Below are 16,531 nucleotides of genomic sequence, written 5' to 3' on the forward strand. Positions count from 1 at the left end.
TATTTATAAGCACAAGGTATTTCGTTCGCCACATCCACACTTCGCAATAAACGAAGCATATCTATAAAATTCAGCTTGATTTTCCGCTCCCATTTTTCGAAAGGCGTTTCTATAATGGGTACGTATCGTTTTGCGCGAACGATTAAGTATTCTTGATATTTCAGCACTATTGTACCCCTGCCCTATAAATATCATGACATCATTTTCAGTGTCAGAAAGTTGAGCGTATTTTTTCAGCCCAAACTTCCAGTAGACCTCTTCTTTATTGCTAAATTCGTTATAATCAGCATGGGCTATCTCCAGTATCTTGCATATTCTCATGGAAATATCATTTAGGGTTTTACTTTTTGGCAAGAAAGGTATGTGAACGGTTATTTTCTCTGCCCTTTTACGCCCAATCTCATTGTGGCTAACACGCATTTCGTTGAAAATATTGATCGTTACCAGATCGTCATGGAAGATAATGTTAGCGATATCCTTATTTTTTTCCTGCGATGGCAATAAGAAAAAGACCTCATCTAAACAATCATCTGGGAGATGTTTTAAGATTAAAAGACTCAATCCCGACATTTGGTAAAAATTAGAATCCATTAATAATATATTTAACATGCTTCACACCCATGTGTTATGTTCTCCATTCGATATGTAACGATCAGCTACATCCGCCTCCCTGTGGCATCCGGTTACACGCGGGTATGGCAGACCGCAACATAAGGCCGGATACGTTCCGATAACACTTTTCGGGCATAAAACACACTCAGGGTAAGCCCGATACAGCGGCAGCTTTGTTTCATTGGTGCGCCCTGTCTTCTCCGCATTACCATTATTTTCTGACGTTGTTCATTTCCAGAACGAATAAAGCAGACGATTTTTCAACAATTCATTGCCGCTTTTCAGTTGCCTGGTATTCTGTTCCCGCACCTGAATACGGCCTTGCTCAGATGTGATGGCGCTGTCTGATTCGCTCACGCTGGAGTGAGGGTAAGATAAGCCAATTCCCCATGCTGTCTACCGCGCCTTAAAGGCATATCCTCATTGATACGGGAGATCAACACATTTCTACTTAGATTTCCTTATTATCATAACTCTTTGTAAGCATGTCTCCCTTATTTGAGAGGATAAATGTATCTTCGTATCAAAAAATCCAATATTTTCACTCACTATAATAATGGGATCAGCATATTTATGACCATCCTTCCCCTCTTGTGATTTGCCTCATTCTATAGCCAACACCCAAAACGATCAAATATATCTAAAAATGCACTAACAATAGAATAATCAACCGTCACAGAATAAAATTCAGAATAAAAAACCAATATCAATGATTCACATGGTTAATAAGAAAATAATCACTGGGATTTTTCTGGAGTTTAAGCGGATGAGTTTTAGATTATGCTTATTTTAGGAAAAACGGCTAGGAAAAAAGCCCAGCCAAATATCCCAATTTGAAGAAAAAATCAAAAGGAAGAATGTCGATTTTTAAGGGCCTATAGCAGCTTTAAGTCTACTTTTTCCGACTCAAAGTCATAACGGCCACTCATGCATAAATCAACCGGATTGGGTTTCCAGTAAATCAAACCCCTAATTTCAAATAGAATGACAGCATGTCGAGGTACAGTATCCTTTTCCTGCAATGAGCGGACGAGTAGCGTTTCCGGGATGATCCGCGGTTCAAAACGTAAGATTGTGTTACGAATAATTTTTTCTATAACATTCCAGTTTGAGTGATTTTCCTGAGTACCAATCAGCGCAGGAACACCGTAATTAAGTACCGACTCTATTATGTTTTTATGTCGAACTTTATCCAGGGTATCTTCGATATTGGTATGATTGATAAGATCGACAATATCCTTCTGAACCAAACTGCGAATCCTTTTTATATCAATAGGCTTTTCACGGTCATTAGGAATTTTAGGGTCATCGTCCTGTAAACGTTCCAATAAGGTCGGAAGATATTGCCGGTTCTTTTCAAAAAAATTATCCGAATGCAATGTCGCCCACTTCCATAATTGATTGTTCACTGAGGTTAGTGGTCAGAACCTTGCGCCCACTGCCGGCGAAGAGAATATCGGACAACGTCGCCCATTCCGTTTTTAACCCCAGCTTACAATCTTGTGAATCACCTTGATTAACGGGATAACGCGCCGGAATAAACCCATAATAAACGTCCCCCGCGACTTTAATGGTTGAAGGTACCCACAGGAGATCGAGCAAATCTCCAGGTTTTGTGACGCTCAACTGCTGTAGGGAAGCAAAAGGCAACCAGCGATATCCCCCGGCACAAATAAACTCGCAAACCGGCCCAAGGCGACTGTCGCTGTCCGCGATCCAGGAAAATTCTCCCAATGTATCGCTTTTCCCGGCGCTTTCCGGCGCAAGTTCAAATGCGTCCTGGCGAGATATCCGCGCCTCTTCCGCTTTCCCCGCATAGTGTTCCGCATTTGCTTGCTGTAATTTCTCCATCCATTGCGGAGTATCCCCTTGCAAAGTGGCCGCCTGACGCTCTCCGGTTAGGACCTGCATGCGCTGCATTTCACTGAACACCAAGTTCTTATACAGCTCGATCCGCTTTTGTGCGCCTTCATCCAGCAGCGCCAGCGTCTGAAGCTGCAACAATGCCTTATCCCACTGTCCTTGAATGCCATATAATTTAAACAATACTTCCCTCGCTTTCAGATCCTGTGGACGCTCTTTTACCTGAGCCAGTACCTGTGCAAAAATGTCATCCAGCGAGGAGGTTTTTAATGCCTGGGTGAGAAAAGTTAAATCCTGCATAGTAATTTGTCCTTAGATTAGTAATGAGAATCCAAACCAACTTTGTAAAAGTCCTGAAATACCAGTTCAGGGACTTTATATTTTCCTTTGGCGACGATATGTTCAGGGGAAAGGGCTTTGAGTAGTTCCACTTTATCCTCTTCATTGAAGATATCATTCGAATGATCCCCCACCTCAAGTTCAGGCCATACTTTTTCCATCAGAAAATCCTTTGCGACAATACATTCGGTTAAGGTTTTTTCTTTAATTTTCTCCCTGATACTGTCAAAACGGTGATCCGTTTTGATTATATTCTCAGAATGACCGCTTACCCCATCGTAATGCCCGCCATCCAACTCCCTCCAGATAAGGAAACGTTTATATTCCACCTCCAATGTCTTCAGAACATCATTTCCTTTGTCCTGAGCCAGCACCACGTCGTTGAAATAACGCAGATCATTAATATAATTTCCCCCGTTGGGGAGAATTTCCTCAACGTCAGGGATCTTGTTTGCCGCCAGCCATGCGCCATTCGGATAAATAAGCTCATAGAATCCCGCTTCATCCACTTCGTCAGAGCCAGTGGTCATGACCAACTTAAAATGACCAACCTGTATTTTACTTTTCTCTCTTAGCGGGTGAACGCTTCCATACTGAAGTTCAAGGTCGTCCAGCCGACAAACGTGGTTAGCGCATAAATTCAGCATCACAGGCCGGGTCATATCCCAGTAAAAAGCGACGGCATCCTGCTCGTTGCCAGAGACGTGGGGACCGAAGCCCCCACTGGCGACATCTAAAACCGCGGCATTATTTACCGTCAGGTTTCCCGGCAACGCAACAGGGTGGCGCGATGGCGGCCACTCGAATTGAATGTTCACTGAATCAACCTATGTAAACATCGCCGGAGCCTGTTACCACGACAGCCCCACACCCCGTCACATCGCCAAGCCGTGCTGCGGGAAGATTGTTAATGAAAACCGAGCCAGAACCTGTCGCAACAGGCGCAGCACCGTGACCCAGAGCGCAAGGTGCAATGCTTGCACCGGCCATTGCAGCGGGAAGACCATTAATGTAGACATCCCCGGAACCCGTGCATAATGCGCCGCCGTGGGCAGTCGCATCGCCGACTCGTCCTGCGTTTTGCATAATTAACTCTCCTTGATGAAACACTAAGAACGACAACGGATATACGCCGTTGTCGGGTTAAATAAACCGTTAAGGTTCTGGTGTTGCACTACCGGTTGGCGTCTCTGTCGGCGTCGGCGTCTCCGTCTGAGTCGGCGTTGGCGTCTCCGTCTGAGTCGGCGTTGGCGTCTCCGTCTGGGTCGGCGTTGGCGTCTCCGTCTGGGTCGGCGTTGGCGTCTCCGTCTGGGTCGGCGTTGGCGTCTCCGTTTGGGTCGGCGTTGGCGTCTCCGTTTGGGTCGGCGTTGGCGTCTCCGTTTGGGTCACGGTTGGTGTTACCGTTGGTGGCGGTGTCGGTGTCGGCAATGGCGGCAGAGGAATAATCACGCCGAACAGAGCGCTAATCGACGGTAATCCCGGCAAGCCGATCATTCCGCCGCCGCCGCCACCACCACCGCCGCCCCCGCAATTGTTGCCGCAATCACCTGGGTTGATATCCACCTCCCCCCCCTGAATGACGACCTTACTGGAGCCAATGATTTTGATTTTACTCGCTGATATGATCAACTCACCGCCTGCGGTGAGGGTCATCGCGCCGCCCGCGACCATGGTGCTCGCCCCCCCGACGGCAAGAGAGTGGTAGCCCCCAACGTTGACCTGATGCGCACCGCCAACGGAAAGAGAGTGATATCCCCCGACTGCAGTCATAAACGCGCCGCCCACATTGATCCCTTTGGCACCTGCAACGTTGTCGCTCTGGCTTCCACCGACCTGGATAGCCAGTGCCGCCCCAATCATGGCGCTGCTGTTCCCAATCACCTCAGACATATAGTTCGCGCCGACAAACAGGTTTCGCGACACGCCCACATTAACGTCAGAGTTCAGACCAATGGTCTGAACTTCATTATGTTTGGTCAAACGGCTCATATTGCGCTCGGCCTGTTCCCAGTACTGCTCGAGGCCCGGCTTATCTTCAAAACGAATGCCGTTAAAATTACTGCGGCCGCCGCCGACAGTGCGGCTGATAAGCCCGCTCTGCGTCGCATTGACGGGCAGATCCCATGGCGGCATAGTGACGTTGTTGTAAAGGCTACCGGTAATCAACGGCCTGTCCGGATCGCCATTGATAAAATCAACGATAACTTCATGCCCGATACGCGGAATGTAAATCCCGCCAAAATTATTGCCCGCCCAGGCCTGACTAACGCGTAGCCAGCAGGAGTCAAACTCGCGATTTTGGCCATAGCGATCCCAGAGAAAACGCACTTTTACCCGACCATATTCATCCGTCCATATCTCCTCCCCCGGAGGCCCTACGACAATGGCCGTCTGCGGCCCGCTGGTTTTAGGCCTGCCCACGGTCATCGGATGACGGTAAATTTTGGTGGTTGGCTGAACGGTAAAATCGCAGCTGTAGCGGAATTCGTCCTTCGAGGCTAACTGGTCTATTTCCTCTATCAACAGGTGGCTGCGCAGGACCATGTATTCACGATTCGCTTTCTCGACGGGATAATTCGTCAGTTCGAAATCGCAACCACAGGCAATGCCGCGCAATTCACCGGAACCTTCACAACGCGAACCTAAAGCTCCCCGTTCTTCCATACGAACGCGCGCCAACTGCTCGCCGATATTCGGCTGTTCATAATCGCCGGGCCAGTGGAAGATCTCCATCTGGTTAAAGCTGGTCTTACGCGGCTTGCTATCCAGTGCCATAATATCCGCGCGTGACTTGGTAAAATCATAGTCATTGGTAACCCATTTCCCGGAGGTAATAGTTTCCTGGAAATGAAACTGCTTGATATATTCCTGATCCATCTTAGGACGATCGGGGGCATACTGAATAACGTGATAGGCTTCGCTGGGGAAGCGCTTATGTGCGCCGACGTTATCAACTAAAATCAGTTGATGATTTCTTCCGCTGTGCTCGAAAAACCAGTAAATACCCCACTCTTCCATCAGGCGTTCAATGAAGTCGAAATCTGTTTCTCCATATTGAACCTGGAAATCGAGCAGGGGGTAGCTCCCCGCCAAACGCTTTTCAACGGGAAAATTATAATCGCCCAGCACCTCGTCAATAATATTCACTACCGTTTTCTGTTGGAATATTTTGAAATCTTCGGTTAATTCCGCGAGGTGAAGCCAGGGCCGAATTATCAGCTCATAAAGCGCCTGATTACCGTCACGCCCCACATAGCGGGCTTTCTGTACTATGCCAGAAATTTCGCGTACGTCTTTGCCAATGCCGATAATCTCACCCAACCCGTTGCCGTCGAGTTCAATTTCAACGGTCATTTCTTTGCCGATCAACGATTTCAGATCGACATTCGATGCCGCCTGCCATGGAATAAGCGGATTAGCGGGCGTTTTAGCGGTAATCGCATAGGAATAGAGTGAAGAAAGCGACTCTTCACCATCCAGCTTTGAGATTACCAACGCCGGTTCTCCAAGCAAAAGCGGCATCGCCGAGCTGCTTAATTTAATAGTACGTGGCATATGATCACCTACTGCGTTGTGAATATCTTAGAATGATGCGTCAGGCGATTTAGCCTCAGCGCTTCGTAACGAAATTCTCTGCGAATCTAATATGTTGCCGTGCCGGCTTTGCCGCCAAATCCAGATGCTCGCCTCCTGCTGAATACAGTCGGGCCAGTTTTTCCACGGCATAACCTCAACACCATCAATACTTCGAATGTGATAGTCTTCCTGAGCCCCCTCCCTGAGTAACACCTGTGAATGATTTTTAAAGCGCCAGGCAGGCGTCAAAACAAAGGATTCCCAGAACGGGGAATAAGATCGTTTTAATGCTTTGACCCATTGCCATAGCGGCCGCCAGTTCTTTTCGGCAAAATCACTTTTCTGCACGTTATTTAAAATCCTTGCCGCCCAGAACGTCAGCGGAAATTCAGTGCACATATTTTTCTGCAACCACCGATAAGACACCACGCTATATACGACAACCAGTGAGGCGTCTCCCTGCTCACCACGAAGCACCATAAATGCGCCGGCGTAGTTATATTTCCCCTGCCGTGCGGTGGAAGAAATAACAAAACACCACGGATAGCTCTCCGATAAATACCCTTCCAGCATTGAGGAACCTATGTTTGGCAGAATCTGTTGGGTAATCAGGGAACGCACTTCCCGCTGTCGCTTACCCAACCTGCGAAATGGGCTCACACGCGATTCATCAACAAGTAAATACAGACGTAGCGACATAGATCCCTCTAGCGTATGGTTGCCACTTTTTAATAACCGCCGGGACAACGAAAGTCCTTCAGTAAATCCACGACAAGCCTGTCTTTATAAGTCAACCCGGAAACTTCAATATTCGCTCGTCGTGAATCCAGATCGTAAACCAGGACAGTTTCACCCGAATCGTTTTTGACAATATCGCTGGCCCCCTCCATCCAGCGGAATAATGACCATGGGCCACTAAACGTCAGTGATGAGGCCCCTAAAGCGACACGCGGGGCAGCATTAAGCATAATTCTCGATGCCATGCGCGATGCCGGCCAGGTGATCGGTACCGGCGACACCGGCCAGTGGGCATAATTCACCTGTTTCCCGTCGAAATTCATATTCAGTTGAGTGATCGCCGGATCGAGATAAGGCACCGAAATCTCGAAAGCGAGCGACATTTTCCGCCCCCCGTCTTCCTGGAAAAAAGCCTCGCGAATGTCTACCACGCGCTCGAAAACATCCAGTATGTCCGTAGAATCTCCATCCGCATCGCCCTTGTAGCGCCACGGATGAGAGGAGGTATCCACTTTGTCCGCCAGATTTTTCTTGAAGTATTCGTCTGCCAGTCCGCCCGCAGCAAAGAAACGTTCAAAGTCCGCCAGCTTCACCTCTCGCCGGCTATCTGCGAACGGATAACGTCCCGCAAGCGCAGAGCGGCACATCCGGCCAAGATTGTCTTCGATGCCTTCATTGCTGATGGCGATAGCTTCACGGCTGGCGCGCCGGTAGGCATCATGCAACAGTGGGCCAATCAGGTTGCGCAGCGGATCGGGCCAGGTTTGCGATTCCGCACTCATGTTCAGCGCCGTGTTGGAGAGCGCCATCGAGTTGCCGTTTTTCAGCGCATCATCATAGATGACGAACAACGTATACTGCTCGCTGAGCGCCCCCATCAGCTTACTCAGCTCCGAGCCCCCCGAAACGGGGCGCTCGTCCCCTGCCGCCTCATGGCTGCCGGTGACGAACTCGCGCAACGGAGCAAAATGATTATCTACCCGCTCTCTCAGCAACTTGTTTTCCACTGCGGCCCAGGCGAGATTCACTTTAGCTGCCGCATTTAAAATCTGTCCCTTATTACTGACGTTATCGAGCAGCGATTTGCCCTCCTTTCTCACCAGCGTGGTTTCCGTCACGGCGCGACGTACCAGATTAGCAAGCGGAGAGTCCGCCGAGCTCAGCGTCCGCAATATGTAAATATCCGCCGCCACGCCGGCCGTGCCGTAGTTCAGTTGCAGAACGTCCGTTTTAATGCGGATATTGCTCAGAAAATCCTGCCAATGCCGGGCGTATTCATCCAGATAGAGCGCCAGAATCTGCTGCTGTATCGGGTTAACCAACACGCCATTGTCCGCGACTTTCATGTGGGGCCGTGGGGCGCTGTTGCTCCCCTTTCCCATGACCCAGGCGTCCTCATGCTCCAGCCACATCAGGCCCGGATCCATTTTTTTTTTAAACAGGTCGTAATAGCCCGCACGGGTAAATAAGCCGGGAATGGCCGTCTCGCCGCTTTCGTCCGCCAATGAAAAAAACTCGCCGCCTCGCGATTTTGCCATTGCGCCAAGCGTTAAGTCGGCGGGTACATCCTGCGACAGCGAGTCTTTGATGCGTTCGTAAAGGCGGCTGGCCAGATCTTCACGCTCCAGCATCGCACGCGCATATTTGACCAGACCATCATCCATCCCCTGGCCATAGCGCCGCCATTCGGGCGAAGCGAAGAGATTGGTCAGATGAGAGACAAAAATACGCCGCTCTTCGTAAGGCTGGAGCTTGCCGCTCGTCTCCCACAGGCGGGTGATATCGTCAGTCATCGACTGCCGTTCGAATTTTCCCTGACCAAACACTTGCAGATAAAGCTTCAGCCGATCATAAATCTGTTCTGAATGACCTTTATCAATCGCCTCTTGCAGTGCCTGGGTAACCTGCTGCTCAATCTGCGGCAGCAGCAGTCGCTGAAGGAAGAATTGGTACAGCGAGTCCGAAGCGTTCGTCACGTCCGTACCGGTATACAGGCCGTAACGCCATTCCAGCCCCGGGTTGAAAATATCCAGCGCGCCATACTCCGGCAAATATTGTGAAAGCGTCAGCAGGCGGGGAAGCAGTTTGTCATTTGAGGTTTTGACAAAACGGTTAACTTCTGTGCGCAATCCGTCGACCTTTGTCTCAACGGTGTCCAGATACTCAGTATTGTGACGGTAGCTGTTATAAAAACCATTCAGCAGGATAAAGGCCATCAAGATACACAGCGAGTGCCCCAAAAAACGTTGCAGGCGATACTTCGATTCGTTAGCCAGATTATGACGCGCCAAATCGACATCTTTTACGATGACGTCACTGAACAGTTGCTTAAGAAAATACTGCCGCCCATAGGACACATCGTTGATGAGAAAATCACGTTCGCCAGGCTGCTCGGTCAGAGAGGCCGTTACCGTCGGGGCTTTATTCTCGACGTAATTGGACCATTTGCGCATGATGCTTTGATTATTCAACAGGCTAAAATCAACCGGCTGATGGCTACTGGAGAAATAGATGCCGCGCAACAGGGTAAAGCTCAGCGTTTCATCATAGCGAGAAGCAAAAAAGATGTTGTGCACCACTTCAGCCACCATGCCGGAAAGCAGATGGAAATCCTGAGGCAGCGCGTACATCTTCTTGCGATCGCGATTGTCATACTCTTCCTGCTGACGCACGATCATATCCCGTTCGATACGCTCCTCAAGCAGAGAGAACTCTTCTTTTATCTGATCGTGCAATTCCGATACGGAAGCGGTTCTGGCATCACCATACGGGAAAGTCACCCCCCAAACCTGTTCCCGCTCCTGCTCGGTCAGGATCCTGAAATACTCCGCAAACCCGGGCAGTTGGTCCAGCTTGGTGACCAATACATAAACCGGGAAACGCACGCCCAACGTCTGACGCAAATCGTCTACTCTGGCTCTCAAACCGGCCGCCAACTCAAATAACTCCGCTTTGCTCCGCCCCATGACATCGGCGGCGGAGAACGTGAGTACCGCGCCGTTCAGCGCTTTGACCGGGCGATACTTTTTAAGCGCTTTGAGCATTGCGCGCCATTCGCCGAGATACTTTTCCGGCTGGCTGACATATTTCCCGGCGGTATCGATATAAATGGCGTCATTGGCAAACCAGCATTCGCAATTACGCGTCAGCGGCGCAGGCTTGCCCACCTGGTTAAGCTGTTCCGGCAACGGAAAGTTCTGCCCGGAGGCCAGAATAGCGGAGGTCTTCCCTGCACCTTCGGTGCCGAGCATCATGTACCAGGGCAAAATATCCAGCGGTTTACGTGCCAGAATCACGCGCTGGAAAAAGGAGAGGTTGCTGCGATTCTTATTAACGTAATCGACTGCATTCCCGATCACGGAGACAACTTCGGAGGTATCATTTTCCTCCGCAGACACTTTATTACGGACAAATTTATCGAGCAGCGTCGGATTATCTTTCAATGCCAACAGCAGCAACCACAGACCATACAACAGTGTAATCAGCAAGATAGCCGCAATCATCGCCAATCTGACGCTGATCGGCGCTACCGGGTGTTTTTCCCCCACCAGCAGGAAGGGGCCCAGAACCCAGACCAGCACGCAAAGTACGGCGGCGACGACAATGAAGATAGGCCAGCGCAGCCAGAAACTCACCAGACAAAACGCCGCCAGCAGAATGAAAATAACGCGCGACTCGACACTAAGCAGTGGACGCGATTCGCCAAATCCGAAAAACGGCCCAAGAAACCAGATAGCGGCAACCAGCAGCGCGATGCAGCACACAATCAGCAGCGTCCTCAGAAACCGCGCCGCGAAGACTCTATTAAAATAAGACATTGTCGTTCTCGTTAATACGTGACAAAAAACTCTACGCGGCGATTCTTCGCGCGCCCCTGAGGAGTCGCATCGGAGGCCAACGGCTTGTTATTCCCAACCCCTTCCACTTTCACCTTGCTCTCAGGCAATCCTGCAGCAATGAAATAGCGAGCCACTTCCGCCGCGCGTTTTTCCGACAGCACTATGTTATTAGGCAATCCCGGCCGGTTAATGGGCATTGAGTCTGTGTGACCAACAATGACGATATCCCCGTTGACGCGGCGCACTTCGCGCGCCACGCGCTCGATGACCTTCACCATTTCAGGCTGAACCTGGGTCGATCCGGATAAAAACAGCGAATCGCCCTTCAGCACCACTTTGCTCTGCCTCTGCGTTTCATCAACGCTAAGCAACTGCTGCTGAATTTCGTTACGGAGTAAAACGGCCAATCTCAGGCGCATTTTCACTGGCATCGTGGCCACCTTAATATTTTGCATCGCGTAAATATCATGGGTAATGCGATCGCCGCGTACCGACAGCCAGTACTTGCACCAGATAAAGGCCGAAGCCACCAAGACACCTGCACACAGCGCGGTCAGCCTGACAGGAATGATCGTTTTCTCTCGCCGCGCCGCTCCCTGCGGCTGGAGTCCATGCGGCGACAGCGCTGGCTGGGTGGTATTGCGGGTACTTTGGATCAGGGTCAACAGACGTTGGCGGATTTTTGTCAGTTGGCGGTCGCCGTCTTCAATGATGCTGTAGCGCCCTTCAAAGCCCAGCCCAAGGATGAGCAGCAGCACTTCGAGCACATCGGCAAATTCATTGGGATTCATGGAGAGGCGGCCTATAAGCAGGAAGAATTTGTTCCCGCCATCGTTGTCCCCCTCAAAGTGGTTCAACAAATTGCTCTGCGACCAGCCGGACTCGAGCCCCCACGGCGCGGTATGCGCCGCCTCGTCAAGCGCGGTGCAGAGGCAATAACGAACTATCGCCATCTTTTTCCACGGAATGTTCACTTCGTCGCAAACAATGCTGAACAGATTGACCTCGCTTTTGAGCGTATTTTTCAGGATCTCGACATGGGCAATGTCGGCAATCCGCTCCGGCATATCGCTAAGCGCACGTAGCAAAGGTTGAGCCGCCTCCAGTAGCGGATTCTCGGCCTTGCTCACTTTCAGCATGCGCTGCTGCACGCTTTCGCTTTTCACCGCCCTTTCATTTCTGAACCCTTTATCGTCAGCGCCGGAAACGGCATGCTGGCCAGGCTGCGCAGTACCTGGCTCCTGAATCCAGTCGCCCTGCTCATCAAGAAGGAATTTCCCCTGTGCTTGCGCAGAGCTTTCCCCATCGAGAACAGGCTCGGAAGAAGCCGCTGTGTGCTGGCTAATATCGTCTTTCATCAGCCCCTGATTCCCCAGAGATCCATTTTCAAGCCGGGAAACTCGCCGGCAACGTGCAGCGCCAATGCGCCGGTGGCCGAGATCCTCTCCCAGAAGGGTCCATTTTTAAGCAATTCGAAATAGACGTAGCCTGTACTGTAAGGAATTTGACGCGGCGGAACCGGCAACCCTTGTAGTACCAACCCCGGCAAGTGCGAACGAACCAGCTCATGCAGCTGCTGCGGGGCGCTGATTTTGGCTTGCGCCTGGAATTGCTGCTGCAGAACATCCATTGGCAGTTGCGCGTGCACCGCCAGCACCAGGTTTGAGAACGAACGCAGCTCATTAGGCAGCATCGATGCCGACCAGACGCCGTTACCCTTAGCGTGCAATTCGATGAGTTGCCCTGCCCGCACCAGAATCTGATTAAGCAAGTCATGCACATCGTCCACCAGCGGACGAATTGAAGGGTAAAGCCTGGCATGGTCATACCCTGGCGCACTTTTCGGACGACGAGTTTTGGTGCGAACAAAGGTCGACAGCTCGCCCGCCAGTTTTGACAGCTCTTCATACAGCACAATCGGCGGCAGCTCGGGGATATGGCGCAGGTGATCGAGGATCGGCTCATATTTGTTGAAAATTTGCAGCAGCAGATAATCGACAATCTCCGCGCTGGCGCTGGCTTTGCCGTCCGAAGAAGACAGGCGGTTCGCCAACATTTCGGCACGCATCTTCACCAGGCCATTCAGGTGCGTCAGCCACTCGCTCAGCAGAGGGTTGGCCGCATAGCCGGTTACTGGCGGAATATAATCGTCCAGATGCAACAAAACGCTGCCGTCCGGCTGAATGGCCTTCACCTTGGTCAATTCCAGGCCGATCCACGATTCGGTCATCTCCGCCTGCGAAACCAGCTTCAGCCTGAGTTTGGCAAGTTGTACCGGCTTTGGCCCCTGGCGGATAGAATTGGTATCGCAAAGTTCGGCTTCCTGCGCGCGAAAACGCGCCAGCGAGCTGGCATCATGCGGGCTGAAAATGGTTTCATCGCTGTTATCAAGGCGCAGCGGCACAGCCAGATAGATGCTCTTGCCCAGATGCTCGGGCAAAATCGTTAGCGGTTCCGGCAGGTCCGCGTGATCGGGAATATCGAAAGGCGTGCCATCCGGCAATACGCCGCGCGCGGAGCGCAGGACCAGTTTCCCATAGCTCAACGCCTCACGGTCGATTTCGTATTGCGAGAACCCCCAGTAGAAGGGGCTCAGCGTCGATGCGCGTTTATGAGCGTAATATTCAAAATAACGCTCTTGCTGTTGAAAAAGTTGCGGGCGCAGAAACAACCCTTCACTCCAGACGACTTTATTCGTTCTCACGATTTAATCCATTTTTTTAATTGTAATTGCTGCTTTTTGGAAATGCGCATTCAATTCAAGCGAATCATTGCCAAAAAATCCCCGCCACCACGATTTTTTCTTTTTGGGTAAATCCCAGCTCACCAGCCAGATCGAATCGTTAAGATCGCGATATGCACCAATAAAACCCAGCGTTCGGGTATCGCTGTCCGGCTTGATGAACACAGCGCGCGACTCTCCAGGTTGGAGTATCGCTTCATAAATCTTTGACGCTGCGGCTTGCATAGGCTTACTGCCACCATCAACAATTTCAAAAAAATCGGCATTCACGAAAACGTCCGCTTCCTTTACGTTGAAGATAAAAATATTTAACGGCGCCGGCTCGCCCTTTCCATTGGGATTAATATCTTTATCCGCAATCAGATTGATTTTAATTTCACCGCTAACGGGTTCAGGCCGATTGCTGCTACAGGACGTCAAAACGACTGCCAGCAATATCGCCATCAGCCTCTTCAGCGGATCCAGCCGGTATTTTTTTATTTCTGTGCTGAAAAACATATCCCTAACCACGCAATCTATTTTTTCTGAACTGTACATTCTGTATTGACGGCTTGAGCAGAGGATGCGAAAACCTGCGACTTCCCTTCACTGACGGCCTGATGGAAGTTTTGCCGCCGAAGCGGCAAAACTCGTTTAGCTTGCCTGGCAATATTTAGCTGCGCAGGTTAGCTTTAACATCGTAGCTGGTAGAAATAACGCCAGATTTAGCGCCTTCAGCATTTTGCATCACATAATCTTGAGTCAGTTTAGTGAAGGCAAAGGTCACTCTTTCACGCGGACGGGTTTCATCCTCTCTGGAGCCGGCCGTTTCAACGCAAGTAATAATTACATCGGTGAATTTAATGGTCAGATATTCAAGAGGATCACCGCCCGCTTTACGTACCACAAACTGAATGTCCTTAATGTGTTTACCAGACAGACAGTAGCTCAGCAGGTTGGTACTGGCTTTATCGACATAGTGCTCGAAGCAAAAATCGTCTACCGTCGCTTTGCCGGAACCGCCACCGGAACCACTGTGCATATTTGAATGCTGGGCGCTCGCCCAACGCCATGAAAGCACCTCGATTTCATTTTTATGGGAAGCATCCAGAGATTCACCTTCGATACCATCGATTTTAATAAACATATCTTGAGACATAATATTTCCTTATTTACTTTCATTAAAAATGTCACACAGGGTGTAACACACTAAATTAAGACAGAGAAACTTTCCCATCATGGGAAATAACCTCTGGCCATTTTCGGCGCGCAGGAATCCCCGGCGCAGCCGTATCTATTAAGAAGAATAAAATGAATATTCTTCCGGTTTATTTATCGTAATCAGGCAACATCTTTGAGCGAAGGCAATTTGGCAACCATACGCAGAGAAACGGTCAACCCTTCCAGTTGGAAATGCGGGCGCAGGAAGAACTTCGCCTGGTAATACCCCGGGTTGCCCTCAACGTCTTCCACCACCACTTCTGCCGCCGCCAATGGACGACGAGCCTTGGTTTCCTGGGAAGAGTTCGCCGGGTCCCCGTCTACGTAATTCATCACCCAGTTATTCAACCAGCGCTGCATATCTTCACGCTCTTTGAAAGAACCGATCTTGTCACGCACAATGCACTTCAGATAATGCGCGAAGCGCGAGCAGGCAAACAGGTACGGTAAACGCGCGGAAAGATTGGCGTTTGCCGTCGCGTCCGGGTCGTAATACTCGGCAGGCTTTTGCAACGACTGGGCACCAATAAATGCCGCATAGTCTGTATTTTTACGATGGACCAGAGGAATAAAGCCATTCTTGGCCAGTTCCGCTTCACGACGGTCGGAAATCGCGATTTCAGTCGGGCACTTCATATCCACGCCGCCATCGTCGGTCGGGAAAGTATGGCAGGGAAGGTCTTCCACCACGCCGCCGCTCTCAACGCCGCGGATCATGGTGCACCAGCCGTAATTTTTGAATGAACGGTTGATGTTTACCGCCATCGCATAGGCGGCGTTAGACCAGACATATTTGCTGTGATCCGCACCGTCAGTCGTTTCTTCAAAGTTGAAGTTATCAACGGGATTGGTGTCGATCCCATAGGGCAGGCGAGCGAGGAAACGCGGCATCGCCAAACCGATATAACGCGAATCTTCAGACTGGCGCAGCGAATTCCATGCCGCGTACTCCAGGTTTTGAGTAAAGATTTTCGTCAAGTCACGCGGGTTGGCCAGCTCTTGCCAGGAATCCATCTGCATTACGGACGGCGCGGCACCGGTGATAAAGGGCATATGGGCAGAAGCCGCAACCTTACCCATCGAAGACAGCAGATCCACATCCTGCGCACTGTGATCGAAGTGATAATCCGCCACCAGGCAGCCATAAGGTTCTCCACCGAGCTGACCATACTCCTCTTCGTAGATTTGCTTGAAGAGCGGGCTTTGATCCCAGGCGATGCCTTTGTAACGCTTCATGTTGCGTCGCAGGTCATTTTTTGAGATGTCCATAAAACGCAGCTTCAGCTTTTCATCGGTTTCGGTGTTATAGACCAGATAGTGCAAACCACGCCACGCGCTTTCCAGACGCTGAAATTCTTCGTGATGAAGGATCAGGTTTATTTGTTCGGAAAGCTTGAGATCAATTTCCGCAATGATCGCCGCGATGTTTTTATAGGCGTCGTCGGCCATGGTGATCGAGGTGTTCAATGCCTGTTCGGCAAGGGTTTTCACCGCGATTTCAACCGCCGTTTTCGCCTGATCGGATTTAGGCTTAAACTCGCGGGTCAGCAAAGCATTAAAATCATTTTGCGTTCCGGCCTGAGTCATAGCCTGTTTATTTGATTCTGCTTGAGTTGCCATA

The 16,531-nt window shown here is 50.4% G+C and carries 13 protein-coding genes; all 13 read right to left on the reverse strand.

The features are described from left to right. Positions 1-3: 3 nt before the first annotated feature. The 13 genes from V2S86_RS14980 to tssC all read right to left on the reverse strand — a co-directional run bounded on the left by V2S86_RS14980 (position 4) and on the right by tssC (position 16,530). A complete protein-coding gene (locus V2S86_RS14980) occupies positions 4-609 on the reverse strand; it encodes a helix-turn-helix transcriptional regulator (protein WP_330763040.1) in 606 nt (201 codons plus the stop codon). An 878-nt stretch (positions 610-1,487) separates the two neighbouring features. Beyond that, entirely contained in the window at positions 1,488-1,991 is a 504-nt protein-coding gene (locus tag V2S86_RS14985) for a type VI secretion system baseplate subunit TssE (RefSeq protein ID WP_330763041.1), read from the reverse strand. Further along, positions 1,978-2,775, reverse strand: a complete 798-nt coding sequence (locus V2S86_RS14990; RefSeq protein WP_330763042.1) for a type VI secretion system accessory protein TagJ — start codon at positions 2,773-2,775, stop codon at positions 1,978-1,980. The genes V2S86_RS14985 and V2S86_RS14990 overlap by 14 nt, the downstream gene beginning before the upstream one ends. 17 nt (positions 2,776-2,792) lie before the next feature. Continuing rightward, positions 2,793-3,632, reverse strand: a complete 840-nt coding sequence (locus V2S86_RS14995; RefSeq protein ID WP_330763043.1) for a TagK domain-containing protein — start codon at positions 3,630-3,632, stop codon at positions 2,793-2,795. A 4-nt stretch (positions 3,633-3,636) separates the two neighbouring features. Further along, positions 3,637-3,900, reverse strand: a complete 264-nt coding sequence (locus V2S86_RS15000) for a PAAR domain-containing protein (RefSeq protein ID WP_330763044.1) — start codon at positions 3,898-3,900, stop codon at positions 3,637-3,639. 69 nt (positions 3,901-3,969) lie between these two features. Next, positions 3,970-6,336, reverse strand: coding sequence for a type VI secretion system Vgr family protein (locus V2S86_RS15005; RefSeq protein ID WP_330763209.1), 2,367 nt, complete (start codon positions 6,334-6,336; stop codon positions 3,970-3,972). A gap of 60 nt (positions 6,337-6,396) precedes the next feature. Next, positions 6,397-7,089, reverse strand: coding sequence for a T6SS protein Cts1T (locus V2S86_RS15010; RefSeq protein ID WP_330763045.1), 693 nt, complete (start codon positions 7,087-7,089; stop codon positions 6,397-6,399). Between the two features lie 29 nt (positions 7,090-7,118). Then, positions 7,119-10,946 (reverse strand): type VI secretion system membrane subunit TssM, encoded by a 3,828-nt coding sequence (gene tssM / locus V2S86_RS15015; RefSeq protein WP_330763046.1) that lies wholly within the window; start codon positions 10,944-10,946, stop codon positions 7,119-7,121. Positions 10,947-10,957: 11 nt separating this feature from the next. Continuing rightward, positions 10,958-12,325, reverse strand: a complete 1,368-nt coding sequence (tssL, locus tag V2S86_RS15020) for a type VI secretion system protein TssL, long form (RefSeq protein ID WP_330763047.1) — start codon at positions 12,323-12,325, stop codon at positions 10,958-10,960. Next, complete coding sequence (tssK, locus tag V2S86_RS15025; RefSeq protein ID WP_330763048.1) at positions 12,325-13,671, reverse strand: type VI secretion system baseplate subunit TssK; 1,347 nt, start codon at positions 13,669-13,671, stop codon at positions 12,325-12,327. The genes tssL and tssK overlap by 1 nt, the downstream gene beginning before the upstream one ends. A gap of 3 nt (positions 13,672-13,674) precedes the next feature. Continuing rightward, the gene (gene tssJ, locus V2S86_RS15030; protein WP_330763049.1) at positions 13,675-14,208 is read right to left on the reverse strand and encodes a type VI secretion system lipoprotein TssJ; all 534 of its coding nucleotides are present in this window, start codon (positions 14,206-14,208) and stop codon (positions 13,675-13,677) included. 154 nt (positions 14,209-14,362) lie between these two features. Next, a complete protein-coding gene (locus V2S86_RS15035; protein ID WP_330763050.1) occupies positions 14,363-14,848 on the reverse strand; it encodes an Hcp family type VI secretion system effector in 486 nt (161 codons plus the stop codon). A gap of 182 nt (positions 14,849-15,030) precedes the next feature. Further along, positions 15,031-16,530: a type VI secretion system contractile sheath large subunit gene (tssC, locus tag V2S86_RS15040; protein ID WP_330763051.1), complete on the reverse strand. Its 1,500-nt coding sequence runs from the start codon at positions 16,528-16,530 to the stop codon at positions 15,031-15,033. Between the last annotated feature and the right edge of the window lies 1 nt (position 16,531).

The sequence above is a fragment of the Serratia sp. C2(1) genome, from assembly GCF_036352655.1.
Lineage (GTDB): Bacteria > Pseudomonadota > Gammaproteobacteria > Enterobacterales > Enterobacteriaceae > Serratia > Serratia inhibens.